This is a genomic window from Streptomyces formicae (genome assembly GCF_002556545.1).
Lineage (GTDB): Bacteria > Actinomycetota > Actinomycetes > Streptomycetales > Streptomycetaceae > Streptomyces > Streptomyces formicae_A.
Genome location: NZ_CP022685.1, coordinates 1,291,078 through 1,307,981 on the forward strand (window position 1 = coordinate 1,291,078; position 16,904 = coordinate 1,307,981).

13 protein-coding genes are annotated in these 16,904 nt (G+C 70.3%); 7 read left to right on the forward strand and 6 right to left on the reverse strand.

The genetic code is table 11. The features are described from left to right. Nucleotides 1–15: 15 nt before the first annotated feature. From KY5_RS05195 to KY5_RS05225, 7 genes are all read left to right on the forward strand, one after another. Entirely contained in the window at nucleotides 16–480 is a 465-nt protein-coding gene (locus KY5_RS05195; RefSeq protein WP_098241090.1) for a hypothetical protein, read from the forward strand. Next, on the forward strand, nucleotides 467–742 hold the full coding sequence (locus tag KY5_RS05200) for an acyl carrier protein (protein ID WP_098241091.1): 276 nt from the start codon (nucleotides 467–469) through the stop codon (nucleotides 740–742). Before KY5_RS05195 ends, KY5_RS05200 begins: the two co-directional genes overlap by 14 nt. Next, nucleotides 739–1,758: a long-chain fatty acid--CoA ligase gene (locus KY5_RS05205; protein ID WP_098241092.1), complete on the forward strand. Its 1,020-nt coding sequence runs from the start codon at nucleotides 739–741 to the stop codon at nucleotides 1,756–1,758. The genes KY5_RS05200 and KY5_RS05205 overlap by 4 nt, the downstream gene beginning before the upstream one ends. A gap of 53 nt (nucleotides 1,759–1,811) precedes the next feature. Further along, nucleotides 1,812–2,573, forward strand: coding sequence for an SDR family NAD(P)-dependent oxidoreductase (locus tag KY5_RS05210; RefSeq protein ID WP_098241093.1), 762 nt, complete (start codon nucleotides 1,812–1,814; stop codon nucleotides 2,571–2,573). A 70-nt stretch (nucleotides 2,574–2,643) separates the two neighbouring features. Beyond that, a complete protein-coding gene (locus KY5_RS05215) occupies nucleotides 2,644–3,714 on the forward strand; it encodes an AMP-binding protein (protein ID WP_098241094.1) in 1,071 nt (356 codons plus the stop codon). Nucleotides 3,715–3,716: 2 nt separating this feature from the next. Next, a complete protein-coding gene (locus KY5_RS05220; protein ID WP_098241095.1) occupies nucleotides 3,717–5,369 on the forward strand; it encodes an aromatic amino acid ammonia-lyase in 1,653 nt (550 codons plus the stop codon). A 66-nt stretch (nucleotides 5,370–5,435) separates the two neighbouring features. After that, the gene (locus tag KY5_RS05225) at nucleotides 5,436–5,909 is read left to right on the forward strand and encodes an allene oxide cyclase barrel-like domain-containing protein (RefSeq protein ID WP_098241096.1); all 474 of its coding nucleotides are present in this window, start codon (nucleotides 5,436–5,438) and stop codon (nucleotides 5,907–5,909) included. 70 nt (nucleotides 5,910–5,979) lie between these two features. Here KY5_RS05225 and KY5_RS05230 read toward each other — a convergent pair whose 3' ends face one another. The 6 genes from KY5_RS05230 to aroC form a co-directional block, all read right to left on the reverse strand. Next, nucleotides 5,980–7,473, reverse strand: a complete 1,494-nt coding sequence (locus KY5_RS05230) for a cation:proton antiporter (RefSeq protein WP_098241097.1) — start codon at nucleotides 7,471–7,473, stop codon at nucleotides 5,980–5,982. Between the two features lie 148 nt (nucleotides 7,474–7,621). Further along, a complete protein-coding gene (locus tag KY5_RS05235) occupies nucleotides 7,622–9,133 on the reverse strand; it encodes a tryptophan 7-halogenase (protein WP_098241098.1) in 1,512 nt (503 codons plus the stop codon). After that, entirely contained in the window at nucleotides 9,133–11,763 is a 2,631-nt protein-coding gene (locus KY5_RS05240) for a non-ribosomal peptide synthetase (RefSeq protein ID WP_098241099.1), read from the reverse strand. Before KY5_RS05240 ends, KY5_RS05235 begins: the two co-directional genes overlap by 1 nt. A 48-nt stretch (nucleotides 11,764–11,811) precedes the next feature. Continuing rightward, nucleotides 11,812–13,284, reverse strand: coding sequence for an FAD/NAD(P)-binding protein (locus KY5_RS05245; RefSeq protein WP_159072492.1), 1,473 nt, complete (start codon nucleotides 13,282–13,284; stop codon nucleotides 11,812–11,814). Continuing rightward, on the reverse strand, nucleotides 13,266–15,626 hold the full coding sequence (gene hppD / locus KY5_RS05250; protein WP_324965833.1) for a 4-hydroxyphenylpyruvate dioxygenase: 2,361 nt from the start codon (nucleotides 15,624–15,626) through the stop codon (nucleotides 13,266–13,268). The genes KY5_RS05245 and hppD overlap by 19 nt, the downstream gene beginning before the upstream one ends. 90 nt (nucleotides 15,627–15,716) lie before the next feature. Further along, the gene (gene aroC / locus KY5_RS05255; protein WP_098241102.1) at nucleotides 15,717–16,901 is read right to left on the reverse strand and encodes a chorismate synthase; all 1,185 of its coding nucleotides are present in this window, start codon (nucleotides 16,899–16,901) and stop codon (nucleotides 15,717–15,719) included. Nucleotides 16,902–16,904 lie beyond the last annotated feature (3 nt).

Consider the following 16,904-nt stretch of genomic DNA (forward strand, 5'->3'; position numbering starts at 1 on the left):
GAAAGGCACGGAGTCTTGCCGACCGTCGAAGTGACCAGCACCCCGCTGACCCCCTCAACGCGGCTCAAGGCCGCCATCCGCCTCACCCGTTGGCTGGCCGCGCACGGTTCGGACCCCGCACACGCCGTGGTCTCCTTCCGTGCCGCGGAGCCCATGACGTACTTCGCGGGCGGGATGCCGCTGACGAAGTTCGAGGACGGCACGGGTGAGGACAGGCGCGCCCGATGGGCGTCCGTCGTGTGCCACATCCATCCCGAACGCGACCACACCTACCGGGCGGAACTCGCCGAGGAGATCAAAGAGGCCCTCGGCCTCGCCGCGGACACCGCCCACTTGATGGTCCGGTTCGAAGCCACCCAACCCGACCGGGTGCTCTACCTGGAATCGGGGTCGATGACGAACGGCCGCCCGCTACCGGCCGGCCACAGCCAAGAGACCGGCCACAGCCAAGAGAAAGGTTCCCGCCATGCACACAGCTGACCAGACCGAGATCAGCACCCGCGTCCTTGCCCTCCTCGAGAAGCGCTTCGGCGACACCGTCCTCTCGCTGGCCCCGGACGCCGACCTGTCCGACGCCCTGCCGGGGTTCGACAGCCTGGCGGCCCTCGAATACGTCACCGCCGTCGAGAGCGAGTTCGACTTCGAGGTCGACTTCGTCGGCGACGACGTGCGCTACTGGTTCAGCACGCTCGTGCGGACATCCGAGTACGTGCGCGAACGCGTCGAGGACCAGGCGGCATGACGGCGACGGAGGCTCGCACGGCGCAGGCCCTGGCCGATGGCCGCGAGGAGATCCCCCTGGACACCTCCGGCAGCACGGGTGCCGCGCGTCGCTGGTTCCGGCTCCCGCACCAGATGGAGCGCGAGGTGGAGCTGATCGGCACGCACCTCGTCGGCCCGGTCGACCGCGTCGTCAGCTACGCGCCGCCGCACCACCTGTTCGGCGCCCTGTTCGGACAGTGGCTGCCGCGCATGGCGCGGGTGCCCGTCCAACAGGCGTGGGCCGATCCGTACGAGCCCCCGTCGGTCTCCCCCGGTGAACGGGTCCTCGTCGTCTGCGTCCCGATGGCCTGGGAGCTGCTGCGCCGCGCCTGGCCCGCGCTGGAGCGCGCGCGCTCGATCGTCGCCCTGCACAGCTCCGCGGCCCCGCCGCGCGCCGCCCAGGACCTCGTCCGCCGAGCCGCCCCGCTGCTCCGGGCCCACGAGATCCTGGGGTCGACCGAGACCGGGGGCATCGGCCACAGGCCCCTGACTCCCGGGGGCAGGGCCGCCGACCCGTGGCGGGCCTTCCCCGACGTGGACTTCGTCCGTCCCGCCGACGCACCGGCGGGACGGGCGGAGGACCTCGTGGTCCGTGGCCCGCGCCTGGCCCGCCCGGAGCACGGGACGCGGCCGCCCGACCAGTGGGCCACCGGCGACCTGGTGGAATTCACCGGACCCCGTGCTTTCCGCCTCATCGGGCGCGACAGCTCCCTGATCAAGGTGAACGGAATCAGGGTGCATCTCGCCAGGGTCGACGAGCGGTTGAACGCCCTCCTGCCGCAGGCGGAATGCGTCGCGGTGCCCCTGCCCGACGATTCGATCGCCGGAGAGGGATACGCGGTCTTCTGGTCCTGCCCCGGCAAGGAAGTGGGCGTCGCGGACATCAGAGCGGCTCTCCGGGATTTCCCGAGCCCGTCGAGGGTCGTGGAATTGGCGGACGTACCGAGGACGTCCGCCGGAAAGCCGGATCGAAAGGCGCTTTTGGCGGCGCTCTGATCCGCCGCCCCGTCAGCTCGTTAGCTCGTTAGCTCGTCAAAGGAAATTCGACTGTGCCCAGGTTGATCGTGGTGACCGGTGCGAGCGCCGGTATCGGCAAGGCCTCGGCGAAGCGGTTCGCCGAGAACACCGACAAGGTGCTGTTGATCGCCAGGGGGCGGGACCGCCTCACGCGAGCGGCCGAGGAGATCGCGTCGAGCGTCCCCGGCGCGGACCTCGAACCGCTCGCCCTCGACATGTCCGACGCCGAGTCGGCTCAGACCCTCCAGAACCACATCAGGTCGATCGGACTGCCCGTCAACAGCGTGGTGTGCTGCGCCGGTTCGGTCCCGAGGTCCGAGGACGAGGCCGAAGGAAAGGACGTACGAACGGTCCTGACGGAATGGCAGGAGGCATACGAGGCGAACGTCCTGACCTCCGTCATCGCCGTGGAGGGCCTGCTCCCCCACATGGCCGACGGCGGCAGCATCGTGCTCTACAGCTCCATCGCCGCCTACCGGGGCTCCCGGGGAACGGGCGGATACGGCGCCGCGAAGGCCGCCCTCCACTCGTACGTCCACTCCCTCGCGACGCGCCTGGGCCCGCGCGGCATCAGCGCGAACGTCATCGCGCCGGGATACATCGCGGGCACCGACCTCTTCGGCGACGGCCTCTCCGCCGCGCGGGAGACCATGCTCGTCCGGCAGACCGCTCTTCGCCGCGCCGGGGATCCGGCCGAGGTCGCCGAACTCGGCTTCTACCTCTGCTCACCGGCCGGTGGCTATGTCACCTCGCAGATCCTCCAGATCAACGGCGGCTCGTACCACGGCGTTTGAGAACACCGTCGGCTCCGCCCACCCCCTCCTCGCCCTCACTCCCCCGAACAAGAAAGCACGGTGACACGCGATGAACGCCCGCGAACAGGCCGACGCGCACGTCCGCGCCATGATGCGCTGGCACTTCGAACCGGCCACGGGCTCCCGGTACTGGCTGGACCGCCGCCACCAGCTGGGCTTCGACCCCGTCGAGGACGTGCGGTGCGTCGACGACCTGCTGAAGTTCCCCAACCTGGTGGACGAACTCCGGGACGTGCCGGTCGAGGACCTGATCCCCCGCGGCCTCGACGCCACGGAGAAGGTCTTCGCCGTGTACGAGAGCGGTGGCACCACCGGGGCGCCCAAGCGCTTCGTGATGTTCGAGAACTGGTTCGACCAGTACATGGCGTGGGAGAACTCCCAGTACCCCGACGACGGTACGGGGCACGCCCTCGCCGTCGCGCCCAGCGGCCCCCACATGCTCGGCGAGTACTCGAAGCGGATCGCGGAGGCCAGGGGCGGCATCCGGTTCTCCATCGATCTGGATCCGCGCTGGGTGAAGCGGCTGCTCGCCGCCGGTGACACCGCGGGCGCCGGCGCCTACGTCGACCACCTCGTCGACCAGACCGAACTGGTCCTGCAGTCCCAGGACATCGCCTTCCTGATCACGACGCCCCCGCTCCTCGCCCGGCTCGCCGAACGGGCCTCGTCCCGCGCCCTGATCCAGGAGAAGGTGCGCCTGGTGATCTGGACGGGAGCGCACATGGACCCCGACACCCTCGACTACCTGTCCACGGAGCTCTTCCCCAAGACGCGGTTCCGGGGGTCGTACGGCAGCACCTCCGTCCTCAGCGGCACGGTGCAGCGCACCGCCCCGGAAAGCACGGGCGACACGGGCGACACGGGAGACACGGTCTTCGACTCGTACGCCCCCTTCGTCATCTACCGCGTGGTCGACCCCGCCTCCGGCCTGCCGGTCGAGTTCGGGTCGGAGGGAACCGTCGTCATGAACTACCTCACCAAGTACGGCCTCGTGCCCAACAGCCTCGAACGCGACCTGGCCACGCGGGTCCCCAGCCCCACGGGCGCCGGGGACTCCCTGCGCAACATCCATCCGGTCGCCGAGGTCGACGGCCAGAAGATGATCGAAGGCGTCTACTAACCATGTCCGCGGCCCCACACCTCGAACTCGACGGGACCGGCCTCTCGCCGCGCGCGGTCGCCGCGGCCGCGCGCCGACCCGGCCGCGACACCCGGGTGACACTCACTCCCGCGGCCGTCAAGCAGATGCACGCCTCCGTGGAACTCAAGGAGACGCTGCTGGCTCAGGAAGTCCCCATCTATGCCGTGACGACGGGCTTCGGAGACAGCTGCGTACGGCAGATCTCGCCGGACAAGGCACACGAACTCCAGCGCAACCTGGTGCTCTACCACCTCAACGGGGTGGGGCCGAAGGCCGTGCCCGAGGTCGCCAGGGCCACGATGCTCATCAGGGCCAACTCGCTGGCCAAGGGCGTCTCGGCGATCCGGCCGCAGGCGGTGACGACCCTCCTGCACTGCCTGAGCCGGGACATCCTGCCGTTGATCCCCGAACGCGGGTCGGTCGGCGCGAGCGGTGATCTGGTGCCGCTGTGCTACCTGGCCGCGGAGCTGATCGGTGAAGGCCAGGTCCTGCACCGCGGCACCGTGCGCCCGGCGCTCGCGGCCCTGCACGACGAGGGCATCGAGCCGCTGCGGCTCGCACCCAAGGAGGGCATCGCGCTGATCAACGGAACCTCCTTCGCGGCCGGGTACGCGGTCCTCGCCGCCGCGGACGCGAGGGAACTCGTCTTCGTCGCCGAACTCGCGACGGCCATGACGCTGGAGGCGCTGCACGGCAACGCGTCCGCACTGCATCCCTTCGTCCACGAGAACAAGCCGCACCAGGGCCAGGTCCAGTCCGCCAGGGCCGTCAGGGCACTGCTCGCGGGGTCGCGCCTCGCCACGTCCTTCGACGACATCCTGGTGCGCCGCGAAAGGCTGGCAGGCCGCGACTACCTCCAGCTGAACGAGCGGATCCAGGACAAGTACTCGGTGCGCTGCGCCCCGCAGATCATCGGCATCGCCCGTGACACGCTCGACTGGACGGAGCAATGGCTCGGCACCGAGATCAACTCCGCCACCGACAACCCCCTGTTCGACGTCGACGAGTCCGGGCTCCATCTCGGTGGGAACTTCTACGCGGGCCACGTCGGGCAGTCCATGGACAGTCTGAAGACCGCGGTGGCGGGCCTTGCCAACCTGCTCGACCGGCAGCTCGCACTCGTCGTGGACGAGAAGTTCAACGAGGGACTGCCACCCAACCTGATCGCCGCACGCAGCCCGGACGACCCCGAGGCGGGGCTGCACCACGGCTTCAAGGGCATGCAGATAGCGGCTTCGGCCGTCACCGCCGAGGCCCTCAAACAGACGGGTCCTGTCTCGGTGTTCTCGCGCTCCACGGAGGCGCACAACCAGGACATCGTCAGCATGGGCACCATCTCGGCCCGTGACGCGCGCACCGTCAACGGCCTGGTGCGCGAAGTAGCGGCCATCCATCTGCTCGCCCTCGCCCAGGCCGTCGAGCTGCGCGGCGCAGAGAAGGCGTCGCCCGTCGTCCGCGCGGTGCACGCGCTGATCAGGGAGCACAGCGACTTCGTCACGCGCGACCGCCGCCTCGACCAGGACATCGAGGCCGTGACCGCCCTGATCGAGACCGGCGCCCTGCGGCGCGCCGCAGGGCTCGGGGACGAGGACTTCACCGAGGGCCGGGAACTCGCCGACCAGCACCAGAAATAAGGACGAGAACGAGAAGACAGCAGCATCGCGGCGAGCGCGGTGGGTCAACTGAGGAGGTAGAAAGGCGTGTTGAAGAAGAAGACGTGCGCCGTATTCGGCATGGCCGCGAGCGGGGTGCTTGCCGTGGGCGTATCCGCCGCTCTCACCGTTCCCGCGCAGGCCTCGTCCCAGGAAGTCATCAACCTGGCCGTGGGCAACAACGGGGTCGTGCACACCGACGTCGGCGCCCCCGGTCTGAGCGTCGGGGACGAGTTCGTGTACGCCGACAAGCTGTCCCAGGGCGGCCACCAGATCGGCAAGGACGGCAGCTCCTGCCAGGTGACCGAGCTGGTGGGCTCGGACATCACCACCAACTGCGTGCTTTCGGTACAGCTACCGAAGGGGCAGATCACGGCGCAGTCCCTGTGGGTGAAGGGCAGCGACACGGTGCGGATGGCCATCACCGGTGGCACCGGCGCCTACCGCGGTGCAACTGGCGAGCTGACGTGCAACGACATCCAGACTCCGAAGGAGACGTACCGCATCACGTTGGACAAGTGAGCTGCGGACCACACGCGGCGAGCGGCCCGGTGCACTGTGCACCGGGCCGCTCGCCGCGTGTGGTCCGCCGTCAGACGGGCTGGCCGGTGCGCATGCCCTCGTCGCCGACCGAATCGCGCTGGTCTTGCTGGTCTAGTCGGTCTTGCTGGTCGCGGAGCTCGCGCGGTCCGTGCTGCGAGGCCGCTCGGCCGCAGTGCAGCAGGACACTCGTCATCGCCGTGGTGATGAGAGCGACCAGGGTGAGGATGCCGAGGAGGCGCTCGTCGATGATGCCCGCCTGGTAGCCGACCTGAAGGACGACGAGTTCGGTCAGGCCGCGGGCGTTCAGCAGGACCCCCAGCGTGTAGGCGGAGCGCCATGACATCCCGGTCAGGCGTGCTGTCACCGCGGGCCCGACGACCTTGGTGACCGTGGCCAGACAGGTCAGGCCGAGAAGGGTCAGGACCGTCCGCCCGTCCCAGCGCAGCGTGCTCAGGTCCGTGTGCAGGCCGAACTCGAAGAAGAAGAAGAACGGCAGCAGCGTCGACGCCGCCGAACGCGCAAGACGCCGGGCGACCTGGTCGGCAGGTCGACGGCGCACGGGCCAGACGAGCCCTGCCAGCATGGCGCCGATCAGCTGGTGCACCCCGAGCGCGGCGGTGAGCGCGGACGTCGCGGCGATCCCGGCGACGAGCCCGGTGGTCGTGCCGATGTCCGCGGTGCGCCCGTCGTTGAGGGCCGGAAGGCGCCTGAGCAGACGGCGTACAGGGCCCAGGAAGAGTGCTACGAGGGCCAGGGTGCCGAGTGCGTCGAAGAGGAGGCCGCCCGGCGTGGCACCGCCCCTGGCCCCGGCGAGTAGGGCGGCGAGCACCAGCCAGCCGACCCCGTCGCCGACCGCCGCAGCGAAGAGGCTGAGTCGGCCCGGCTCCGTCCGCATGCGGCCCAGGTCGGCGAGGATCCGGGCGAGCACGGGGAAGGCGGTGATGCTGAGTGCGCAGCCCACGAACAGGACGAAGACGACAGGGCGGACGCCGCCGGTGCCGGAGTCCGTCGCCAGGAGGGCCACGGCCGCAGCGGTGCCCCCGGCGAAGGGGATCAGCAACGACGCGTGGGTCACCAGGACGGCCCGGGTGAGTGTGCCCCGCATCCGAACGTGGGCGAGTTCCTGTCCCACCCCGAACATGAAGAGGACCAGGCCGAGTTGGGCGAGGCCGTCGAGGAGGGGCAGCGAGGAGGCGGGAAACAGCCAGTGCGCGGCCTCGGGAGAGACCTGCCCAAGGAGTGCGGGCCCCAGAGCCAGACCGGCGCAGATCTCCCCCATGACGGCGGGCTGCCGGAGTCGGCGCATGAGGCTCCCTCCAATGCGGCATGCCACCAGAACCGTGGCGGCCGCGAGCAGGAAGTGGCCCGTGGGGCTCTCCCGGTGGGGCGAACCGGCCTGCGAGAGGGGCTCCTTGGCCCCGTCGGACATGACGTGTACGGCGAGGAAGCCGATGAGAGCCAGGGGAACGACCACGGCCCAGGCGACGGCGGCCGCTCTGCGGTACCGCTGCCCCGGCGAGCGACCGGATGTGTCGAAAGCCACGATGGAGACTCCTACTCCCTTTGCTGGTTCCTCTACTGGCTCGTACTGGTTCGGACAGGAGCTGGTGGGCGGGGGCCCGCACGTGGTCGGGGGCCGGTGCGGACACCGGCCCCCGATCTCTGGCCCCTGACCCCTGACAGGGGGCGTCTCACCTTTCGGGTACGACCCTTTCGGGTACGACCCAGCGCGCTCCGTCGGCCGTGGGCACCAGGCCGCCCGGGAACATCGGGGCGGTGTCGCCGAGCGCTTCACCGAACAGCGCCTGCGCCTGGGTCCGGGAGCCTTCGCGCATCACTTCCGAGACGATCGACGACTGGAACAGCGGCGTCGCGTCGTCCTCGGAATCGGCCGCGCCGACCGCGGCCGCGGAGCGCGCGAGCTCCTCCGACGCGGCGGCCACCTTCCCCCGCACCGATCCGGCGCCGAGGACTGAGCTCTCGCCGGAGGCGACACCTCCGACGAGCCCGACGAACGACTCGAGTTCGGAGTCGGCGCACCGGGTCACCTTCTTGGCCTGCCAGTAGTACGACGCGTCGTCCGCGTTCATGTCGTAGAACGACATGAGGAACTCGTAGAAGAGCCCGTACTCGCGCCGGTAGCGGGCCTCGTACTCCTGGAAGGCGCGCTCTTCGTCGACGAGGCCGTCAAGGACGGTGTTGATCGACCGGGCTGCCAGCATCGCGCTGTACGTGGCGAGGTGGACGCCCGAGGAGAAGACCGGGTCGACGAAGCACGCGGCGTCGCCGACGAGCACCATGCCCTCGCGCCAGAAACGGGTGTTGAGGTACGAGTAGTCCTTGCGGACGCGCACCTGGTCGTACGGTCCCTCGGTCGCCGGAGTCGCGTTCTTCAGCAGGTCGCGGATCGGTTCGCACTTGTCGACGAGCCGGGTCAACGCCTGCCGGGGGTCGCCCTGGACCTCCGCGGCCGCGTCGCGGTTCACCACCGCTCCCACGCTGGTGAGTTGGTCGCTGAGCGGGATGTACCAGAACCAGCCCTCGTCGAACGCGGCACAGAAGATGTTGCCCGCGCTCGGTTCGGGCAGCCGGTCGCCACCGGTGAAGTAGCCGAAGAGGGCGATGTTCTGGAAGAAGTCCGAGTAGGTGCGCGAACCGCCGACACCCTGGTGGATGCGGCTCTTGTTGCCGGACGCGTCGACGACGAAGGCGGAGCGCACCACACGGCGCGTGCCGTCCCTCTCCGTGTACACCAGGCCCTCGACGCGCTGTCCCCCGTCGATGACCTCGACGGCCGAGCAGCCTTCCCGGACCTCGACGCCCTTCCTGCGGGCGTTGTTGAGGAGGATCTCGTCGAACTTCATCCGCTCGACCTGGTACGCGTGGGACGTGGGTCCCGCGATGCGCGGAGAGACGGCGAACGAGAAGGACCACGGCTCCGGGTTCGCGCCCCAGCGGAAGGTGCCGCCGTGCTTCCGCATGAACCCGGCGTCGGCTATCTCCTCGGAGACTCCAAGGAGCGCGCAGATCCCGTGGATCGTCGAGGGCAGCAGGGACTCGCCGATCTGATAGCGGGGGAACGTCTCCTTGTCGATGAGCAGGACGCGGTGTCCCTGGTTCGCGACCAGTGTGGCGACCGTGGATCCCGCGGGCCCACCGCCCACCACCACGACGTCGAAGGTCTCGTGCTCCGGTGAGGTCATCAGGATGCTCCAGACATGGATGGGGTGTGGGAGTCGGAGGGGTGCGCGGTGTGTTCCCGGATGACCTCCGCGATCCGCCGCAGCGGCAGCGGACGCAGCATGTCCTTGTGCAGACAGTCCACGCGGTGGTGGTCGATGCCTTGCCGCGCGTGCGGCAGCCAGGACCGGAACCGGGCCGCCGCGCCGTCGTCCGGCCAGCTCTGCGCGGCGGTGAAGAACAGCATCCGGCCGTCGAAGGCGCGGGGCGTGTGCTCGCGTACGAGCCGTTGGTTGTTGCCGAAGACCCGTAGCAGCGCCCCGGGGTCGTTCCCGCCCAGTACGCCGCCGCTGTCGGCTTCGCGCAGGAGCCCGGCGAAGGCCTCGGGCGAGACGTCCCCGTCCGGCAGGTCGCCGACGTCGACGCCCAGATCGGCCAACAGGCTCCGGACGATCTCCTGTTCGTCCCCCGCGTACGGCCCCCGGTCCTGCGGCGGGTAGCCGTCCAGCAGGGCGAGGAACTCGACCTCCGCGCCGAGCTCTTGCAGCTGGACGGCCATCTCCTGGGCCACGACGGCGCCGAAGGACCAGCCGAGCAGACGGTAGGGGCCGACGGGCCTCGCGGCGCGCAGCAGGCGCACGTAGTCGGCGGCCATGTCCCGGACGCTGGTCGGCAGCGCGACCGGGTCGGACGTCCCGCGCGCCTGGAATCCGTAGATCGGCTGGTCCACTCCCAGGTGGCGGGAGAGGGCGAAGTAGCACCAGCTGAGACCGAAGCCCGGATGCACGCAGAACAGCGGGGCACGCGTTCCGCCCGGACGGATGGGCAGGAGGGTGCCGGGGCTCTCGCGGCCTCCGTCGTCGGCGTGCGCGTCGACGCGCCGGGCGAGGCCGTCGGCCGTGGGCCCGGCGAACATCGCGGACAGTTCGAGGTCGAGGCCGAACACCGCACGGATGCGGGTGAGGAGTTGGATGGCGAGGAGGGACGTGCCGCCGAGATCGAAGAAGTCCTCGTGCGCACCCACGTTCTCCAGGCCGAGCACTTGGGCAACGAGTTCACTGATCAGACGGCCGGTGGGAGAGACGGAAGCGTCCGCGTCGGTGGACCGGGCGCGGGCCTCGGGCAGCCGCCCGCGATCGATCTTGCCATTGGGCGTCAGGGGCAGCCGGTCGATGGGGACGACGTCCGCGGGAATCATGTAGTCGGGCAGCGAAGTCGCCAGATGCGCACGTACGGCGCCCGGGGGCAGCGCGGCGCCGCCCGGGGTGACCACGTAGGCGACGAGGCGCTTGTCGCCGGATCCGTCGAGGGCCACGACGACGCAGTCCGTAACATCGGGGTGGGACGCCAGAGCGGCTTCGATCTCACCGAGTTCGACCCGGAAGCCGCGTACTTTCACCTGGTCGTCGGCGCGCCCGGCGAACACGATCCGGCCGTCCGCCTCCCGGCGCGCCAGGTCGCCCGTGCGGTACATCCGGGTGCCCGGCGGACCGAACGGGTCCTGCACGAACGCCGCGGCCGTTTCGACGGGGCGGCCCGCATAACCGCGTGCCACGCCCGCCCCGGAGACGCACAGCTCGCCCGTCCCGCCGTCGGGCACCGGCCGCAGACCGGCATCCAGTACGTGGACTTCCGTACCGTCCAAGGGCCGCCCCAGGGGTACGACTTCCCCGATGTCGGCGGGCGAGCGTATCTCGTGCTGCAGGGCGCACAGGGTGACCTCGGTGGGCCCGTAAAGGACCCGCACCGTGATGCCGGGACACGCTTCGAGTACGCGGCGGACGGCATCGGCGGCGACGACATCGCCCCCGGTCAGCACCTCCTTGACGCCCTTCAGACAGGAAGGCGCCTCCTCCGCGATCACGCGGAAGAGGCCCGCGGTCAGATGGACGGCGTCGGCACCGGACTCCGTGATCAGCTGAGGCAGGCGCCCGCCGTCCGCCTCTCCGCCGGGCGGCAGGACGATCTCGCCCCCCGACAGCAGGGGCACCCACACCTCGTAGGTGGAGATGTCGAAGGCGTAGGGCGCGTGGAACAGGACCTTGCGGTGGGCGTCACCGTGCCAGCACGTGTCGAGCGCCAGGTCGAGGACGTTCCGGTGGGTCGCCTCGATGCCCTTGGGCTCGCCGGTCGAGCCGCTCGTGTACATCACGTACGCCAACTGCTCCCCGGTGAGTGGCGTATCGGGAGTGCCTGCGGGTGCGGACCGCCAGTCGTCCGACTCCACGTCGAGGACGTACAGGCTGTCGGAGGCGAGGAACCCCCGGTAGCGGGAGTCCACGAGCAGACGGCCGGCCCCGCTCTCGGAGAGCACCTTGAGCATGCGGTCGACCGGGTAGCCGGGGTGCAACGGCACGTACGCGCAACCGGCCTTGAGGATCGCGAGGAGAGAGGCCACGAGGAGGGGCGTGTGCCCCTGGAGCACGGCGACCGGCGTCTCGTTGCCGACCCCGGTGCGCAGCAGCGTCCGCGCGAGACGGTCCGAAAGGTCGTCCAACTCCTGGTAGGTGAGGGTGACTTCGGGGGAGCGGACCGCGACGGCGTGCGGCGTGCGCGCGACCTGGGCGCGGAACGCCTCGGGGAGGGAATCGGGTAGGGAACCAGATAGGGACTCGGGCAGGGAGGGGACAGGGTCTGGGGGCAGCGTGGGCATGACGGCCCGACTCCGTTCTCTGCGATCTCTTCGTTCTCGTCGTGTGCGTCAGTGGCTCAGCTCGGCCAGTTCCTGAAGGTCCCGCGCCGTCGAGGCGCCGAGCTGGAGCGCGACGTCCTTGGCCTGGTGTGCGGCGATGTAGAGGAGCGTCGCGAAGAAAAGGACCCGGACGTGGGTGGCGGCGCCGACGACCCAGATGTTCTCGGGCGGCGCTTGCGCGGACGTGCGGATACGCAGGTCCGCGCCGAGCCGGTCGACCGGGAGGGCGTGGCGCGGGGCGTGCTCCAGGTGGATGCTGTCGTCCGTGGTGTCGTGCCAGAGCACGGGCGGTTCGTAACCGCACGCGCTGACGACACGGTCGACCGTGCTCACGTCTCCGTCGGGCCACTCCACCGACCACACAGGGCCGCGACGTCGCACGCGCACCGGGTAGTCCCGCGCCAGGCGCAGCGCTCCGCGATCGATGTGTCCGAGCAGCTTTCGGGCGTTGGGCAGGATCAAGGCCGTGGCGTATCTGCGGCCGACGGTGTGGAATGCCTTCAGGACCTTCGCCCGCGCCGGAGGCGGCAGGGTGGGTATCCATGCGGCGAGTTCCGCGCTCACGCCGACGGCGACGTCCTGCCACGCACAGGCCCCGCTCTCGGCAAGGGCTGTCTCCGCCCTGAGCCGCTGGACGGGATCAGTCGCGCCCGTCATCTGTTCGCGCAGCGGGCGGGCGTCGCACTGGCGGACCGACTCGACCATGATCCTGGTGAGCTTCCGCACCAGGCGGGGGTCCGCCGAATCGAGGGACGCGATGCCCTGGGACGCGGTGACCGATGCGGGCAGCAGCGGCGTCGCCGTACGGACCGCGGGCAGTTGGCCGGAGGGCGAGGCCATGGTGACGCGGCTGCCGTCCCCGCACAGCAGCAGGGCGGCGTCGACGGCGGACTGACGGGACCCGAGGACGAGGACCCGGGACCCCGGCGGCACACGGCGCGCGAGGCGGTCGGCGGGGAACGGGCTCGCCAGGAAGGTCGGATCGTCCTGATGAGCGCGCATGAGCTCGGGGATGCGCGGCTTCTCGAGTCCCGCGGCGACCACCACGTCAGAGGCCCGCACCTCGGTGCCGTCGCTCAACGCCACGCGGTATCCGCCCGTGCGCTTGCCGATGCTCCGCGCCCTGGCACGGATCCGTTCGACCCGGACGCCGCGGGCGGCGGCCAGGACGGAGTACTCCTCGAAGCGGTGGGCGACGTACTCGCCGAGGAGGCGACGCTCCACGACGTCGTGCGGGGCGCGGGACAGGCCGCGGTCGCACAGATAGTCCACGAAGTCGTACGGCTCGTCCGGCACGAGGGAGTTGGCCTCGCAGGAACTGTTGGTCAGCAGGTCGGGGTGGTACTCGCCGAACGCGATGCCCCGGCCGACGTCGCGGGGGTCGACGATCCGGATGGACCGGTGACGTGCCGTGCGCACCGCGTTGACAAAGACACTCACGCCCGTCGCCCCGGCTCCGATGATCAGCAGGTCTCCGTGCACGGTGCCGCCTCCCGGGATGCGGAACGGGTCGTGCGGTCGGATCCGTCCAGGACGGCCGCAAGGCCTCGGGCGGCCTCGGGGCCCGGGCAGCCCGAGAGCGCCAGGGCGTCCTCGATCTCCTGCTTGAGCAGGGAGAACACCTCACCCACTCCCTGCTCACCGCCGACGGCGAGGCCCCACAGGACGGGCCTGCCAAGCAGGACGCCCTTGGCGCCCAGAGCGAGCGCCCGCAGGACGTCGGTGCCGCTGCGGATACCGCTGTCGAGCAGGACGTCGCAGGCGCCCTCGACGGCCGCGCACACCGCGGGGAGGGCCGCGACGGCGGCGACGGCGCCGTCGAGCTGGCGGCCGCCGTGGTTCGACACCACGATCGCGTCGATGCCCGCCGACGCCGCCCTGGCCGCGTCGGCGGGGTCGAGGACGCCCTTGAGGAGCAGCGGCAACGCGGTCTGTTCACGGAGCCACTCCAGGTCCGGCCAGCTGAGGGACGCGTCGAAAACCGCGTCGGTGTGCTCCGCGACGGTCGGGGCGCGGCCGCCGGTTCCGATGCCCGTACCTGTACCGGTATCTGCGCCTGTGCCGGGCCGTAGGTCTTCGTCGAGATTGACCGGCCTGACGTGCGAAGGCAGCACGAACCGCCTGCGCAGGTCCCGCAACCGCCGTCCCATGCGCGGTGCGTCGACCGTCAGCATCAGCCCCGGGCAGCCGATCTCCTCGGCCCGGCGCACCAGACGCAGCAGTTGGGCGCGGTCACGGAGCCAGTACAGCTGGAGCAACGGCGGCCGTCCTTCCCGCGCGATCTGCTCCAGTGGGCGGCTGCTGAGCATGCCCGCCACCAGGGGCACCCCTGCCGCCGCGGCCGCCCGCGCCGTCGCCAGCTCCCCCTCCGGGTGGACGAGGGCGTGGTACGCCATGGGCGCCACTGCCACGGGCATGTCGGCATCGACGCCGAGCAGGCGCGTGGCCGTACGAGGACGGGACACGTCGGCAAGGACGCGCGGAACGAGGCGGACGCCGTCCAGGGCGGTGCGGTTGTGGGCGAGGGTCGTTTCCCTGCCACTGCCGCCTTCGATGAAGTCCCATACGTCACGGGGCAGTTGCGTGGCGGCCTGCTGTGCCAGGTCGTCCAGGCAGACCGCCTGAGTGACCTCCGCGACTTCCGAGGCGACGCGCTCGGACTCGACAGCCGCGTAGAGCGCGTGGATGTTGTTGCTCCCGAACGTCTCGGCTCCGCACCGCTCAAGCACTTCGAAGAAGAAGGTCCCACGCGGGTGGACGGACCGGGTGAAGACCTGGAACAACCGGCCGTTGTGGTCCTCGTCCACCAGGATCCGGGACTTCCGGAGGCTGCCGATGGCGTACTCGGTCACGGTGACGCGCTCGGGCAGCGCGTCGTAGTACATGTCCGGCACGTTGAGGGTCTCCACGCCCTGTGTGCTCAGCCGGTCAAGCGTCTCGACGATGTTTCGCGTACTCAGCGCGAGATGCTGGATCCCGGGGCCCTGGTGCGCCTCAAGGAACTCGTTGATCTGCCCCGGACGTGCCCGGAGATCGGGTTCGATGATGGTGAACGTGACATCTCCCCCGGCGTTCTGCACCACCTCGGAGTTCATGGCCTGGGACCCGACGGAAATGTGCTCCTGGAACACGGAGCGGAATCCGAACGCGCGCTGCCAGAACTCCACAAGACCGCCGAGCTCTCCCGCTTCGACGCAGACCGCGAAGTGGTCGAGATCCTCGAAGCCACCGGTGCGCGCTGCGGCGTCGGCGGAGTGGTCCGAGAACTCCGGAGCATCCGAGAACTCCGGCGGAAGGGACATCGCGCGGTCGAGCAGCGAATGGACGATGTCACCGAACACCGCGACCGCGGCGTCGCCACCGTCAGAATCTCCGGGCTCGCGGACGACCCTTGCGCCCGCCCGCACCGCCGCGGCGAAGGCCGCCCTGACGTCGTCCACCTGAAAGGCGATGTCCGCGACACCGTCACCATGCCGTTCCACGTAGGCGTGAGCCGCTTCTCCCTGGGTGACGACCAGGGTGATGTTGCCCTGCCGAAGGGCGAGTGAATAGTGGTCACTTCCTGAACGTGCGGAACCGGCTTTTGCGCATGTCTCGAACCCGTACTTGTGCCGCAACTCCGCTGCGGTGGCTGCGGCGTCACGCACATAGAACTCGACATAAGCAAGATTCGGGCCACTGTCTGCGGTATTGGAGCTAAATTCTTGCATGACTGGACCACCCTTCGGCAGAGCTGAGGAACTGTGGCGGTACATCGGCAGAGTTGATGAACCGCTGCGGTAAAGGGGGAGGTTCTCGTGCGCCTCAGGCCAAGCGCCTTCCATAACGCTGCCAGCTTTGCCAATTCGGCCGTCGGCCGCCACCGTTCGCCCGGTGCAGCAACGTGCGCCGCACGTTGCTGCAGCGGTTCGCACTCACCGGATCTGGAGGTTTTCGAGGTACGACGTCACGTTGCGCCGGGTCTCGGTCACGCTGTCGCCGCCGAACTTCTCGGCGACGGCGTCGGCCAGGGTCAGCGCGACCATCGCCTCGGCGACGATGCCCGCGGCCGGGACCGCGCACACGTCGGAGCGCTGGTGGTGCGCCTTGGTGGCCTCGCCGGTGGCCACGTCGACGGTGGCCAGCGCGCGCGGCACGGTCGCGATGGGCTTCATCGCGGCCCGCACACGCAGCAGTTCACCGGTGGTCAGACCGCCCTCGGTGCCGCCGGAGCGTCCCGAGGCGCGCCGGATACCGTCGTCGGTGGCAACGATCTCGTCGTGCGCCTGGGAGCCGGGCACACGCGCGAGGTCGAAGCCGTCACCGACCTCGACGCCCTTGATCGCCTGGATACCCATCAGCGCGGCCGCCAGCCGCGCGTCGAGCCGCCGGTCCCAGTGCACGTGCGAGCCGAGGCCGACGGGCACGCCGTACGCGAGCACCTCGACCACACCGCCCAGGGTGTCACCGTCCTTGTGGGCCTGGTCGATCTCGGCGACCATCGCCTTCGACGCGTCGGCATCGAGGCAGCGCACCGGGTCGGCGTCGAGCTTCTCGACATCGGCGGGGGTCGGGTACACGCCGTAGGGAGCCTTGGCGCTCGCCAGCTCGGTCACGTGGCTGACGATCTCGATCCCGGCCGTCTCCTTCAGGTAGGAGCGGGCCACCGCGCCGAGCGCGACGCGGGCCGCGGTCTCGCGCGCCGAGGCGCGCTCCAGGATCGGCCGGGCCTCGTCGAAGCCGTACTTCTGCATGCCGGCGAGGTCGGCGTGGCCGGGCCTCGGGCGGGTCAGCGGGGCGTTACGGGCCAGATCGGCGAGGACCGCCGGGTCGACCGGGTCGGCCGCCATGACCTGGTCCCACTTGGGCCACTCGGTGTTGCCCACCATGACCGCCACCGGCGAGCCCATGGTCAGGCCGTGCCGCACGCCACCGAGGAAGGTGACCTCGTCACGCTCGAACTTCATGCGCGCACCGCGTCCATAGCCCAGGCGGCGCCGTGCCAGATGGTCGGCCACCATCTCCGTGGTGATCGGCACGCCGGCGGGAAGTCCCTCCAGCGTCGCCACAAGTGCGGGTCCGTGGGACTCCCCAGCGGTCAGCCAGCGCAACCTGCCCATCGA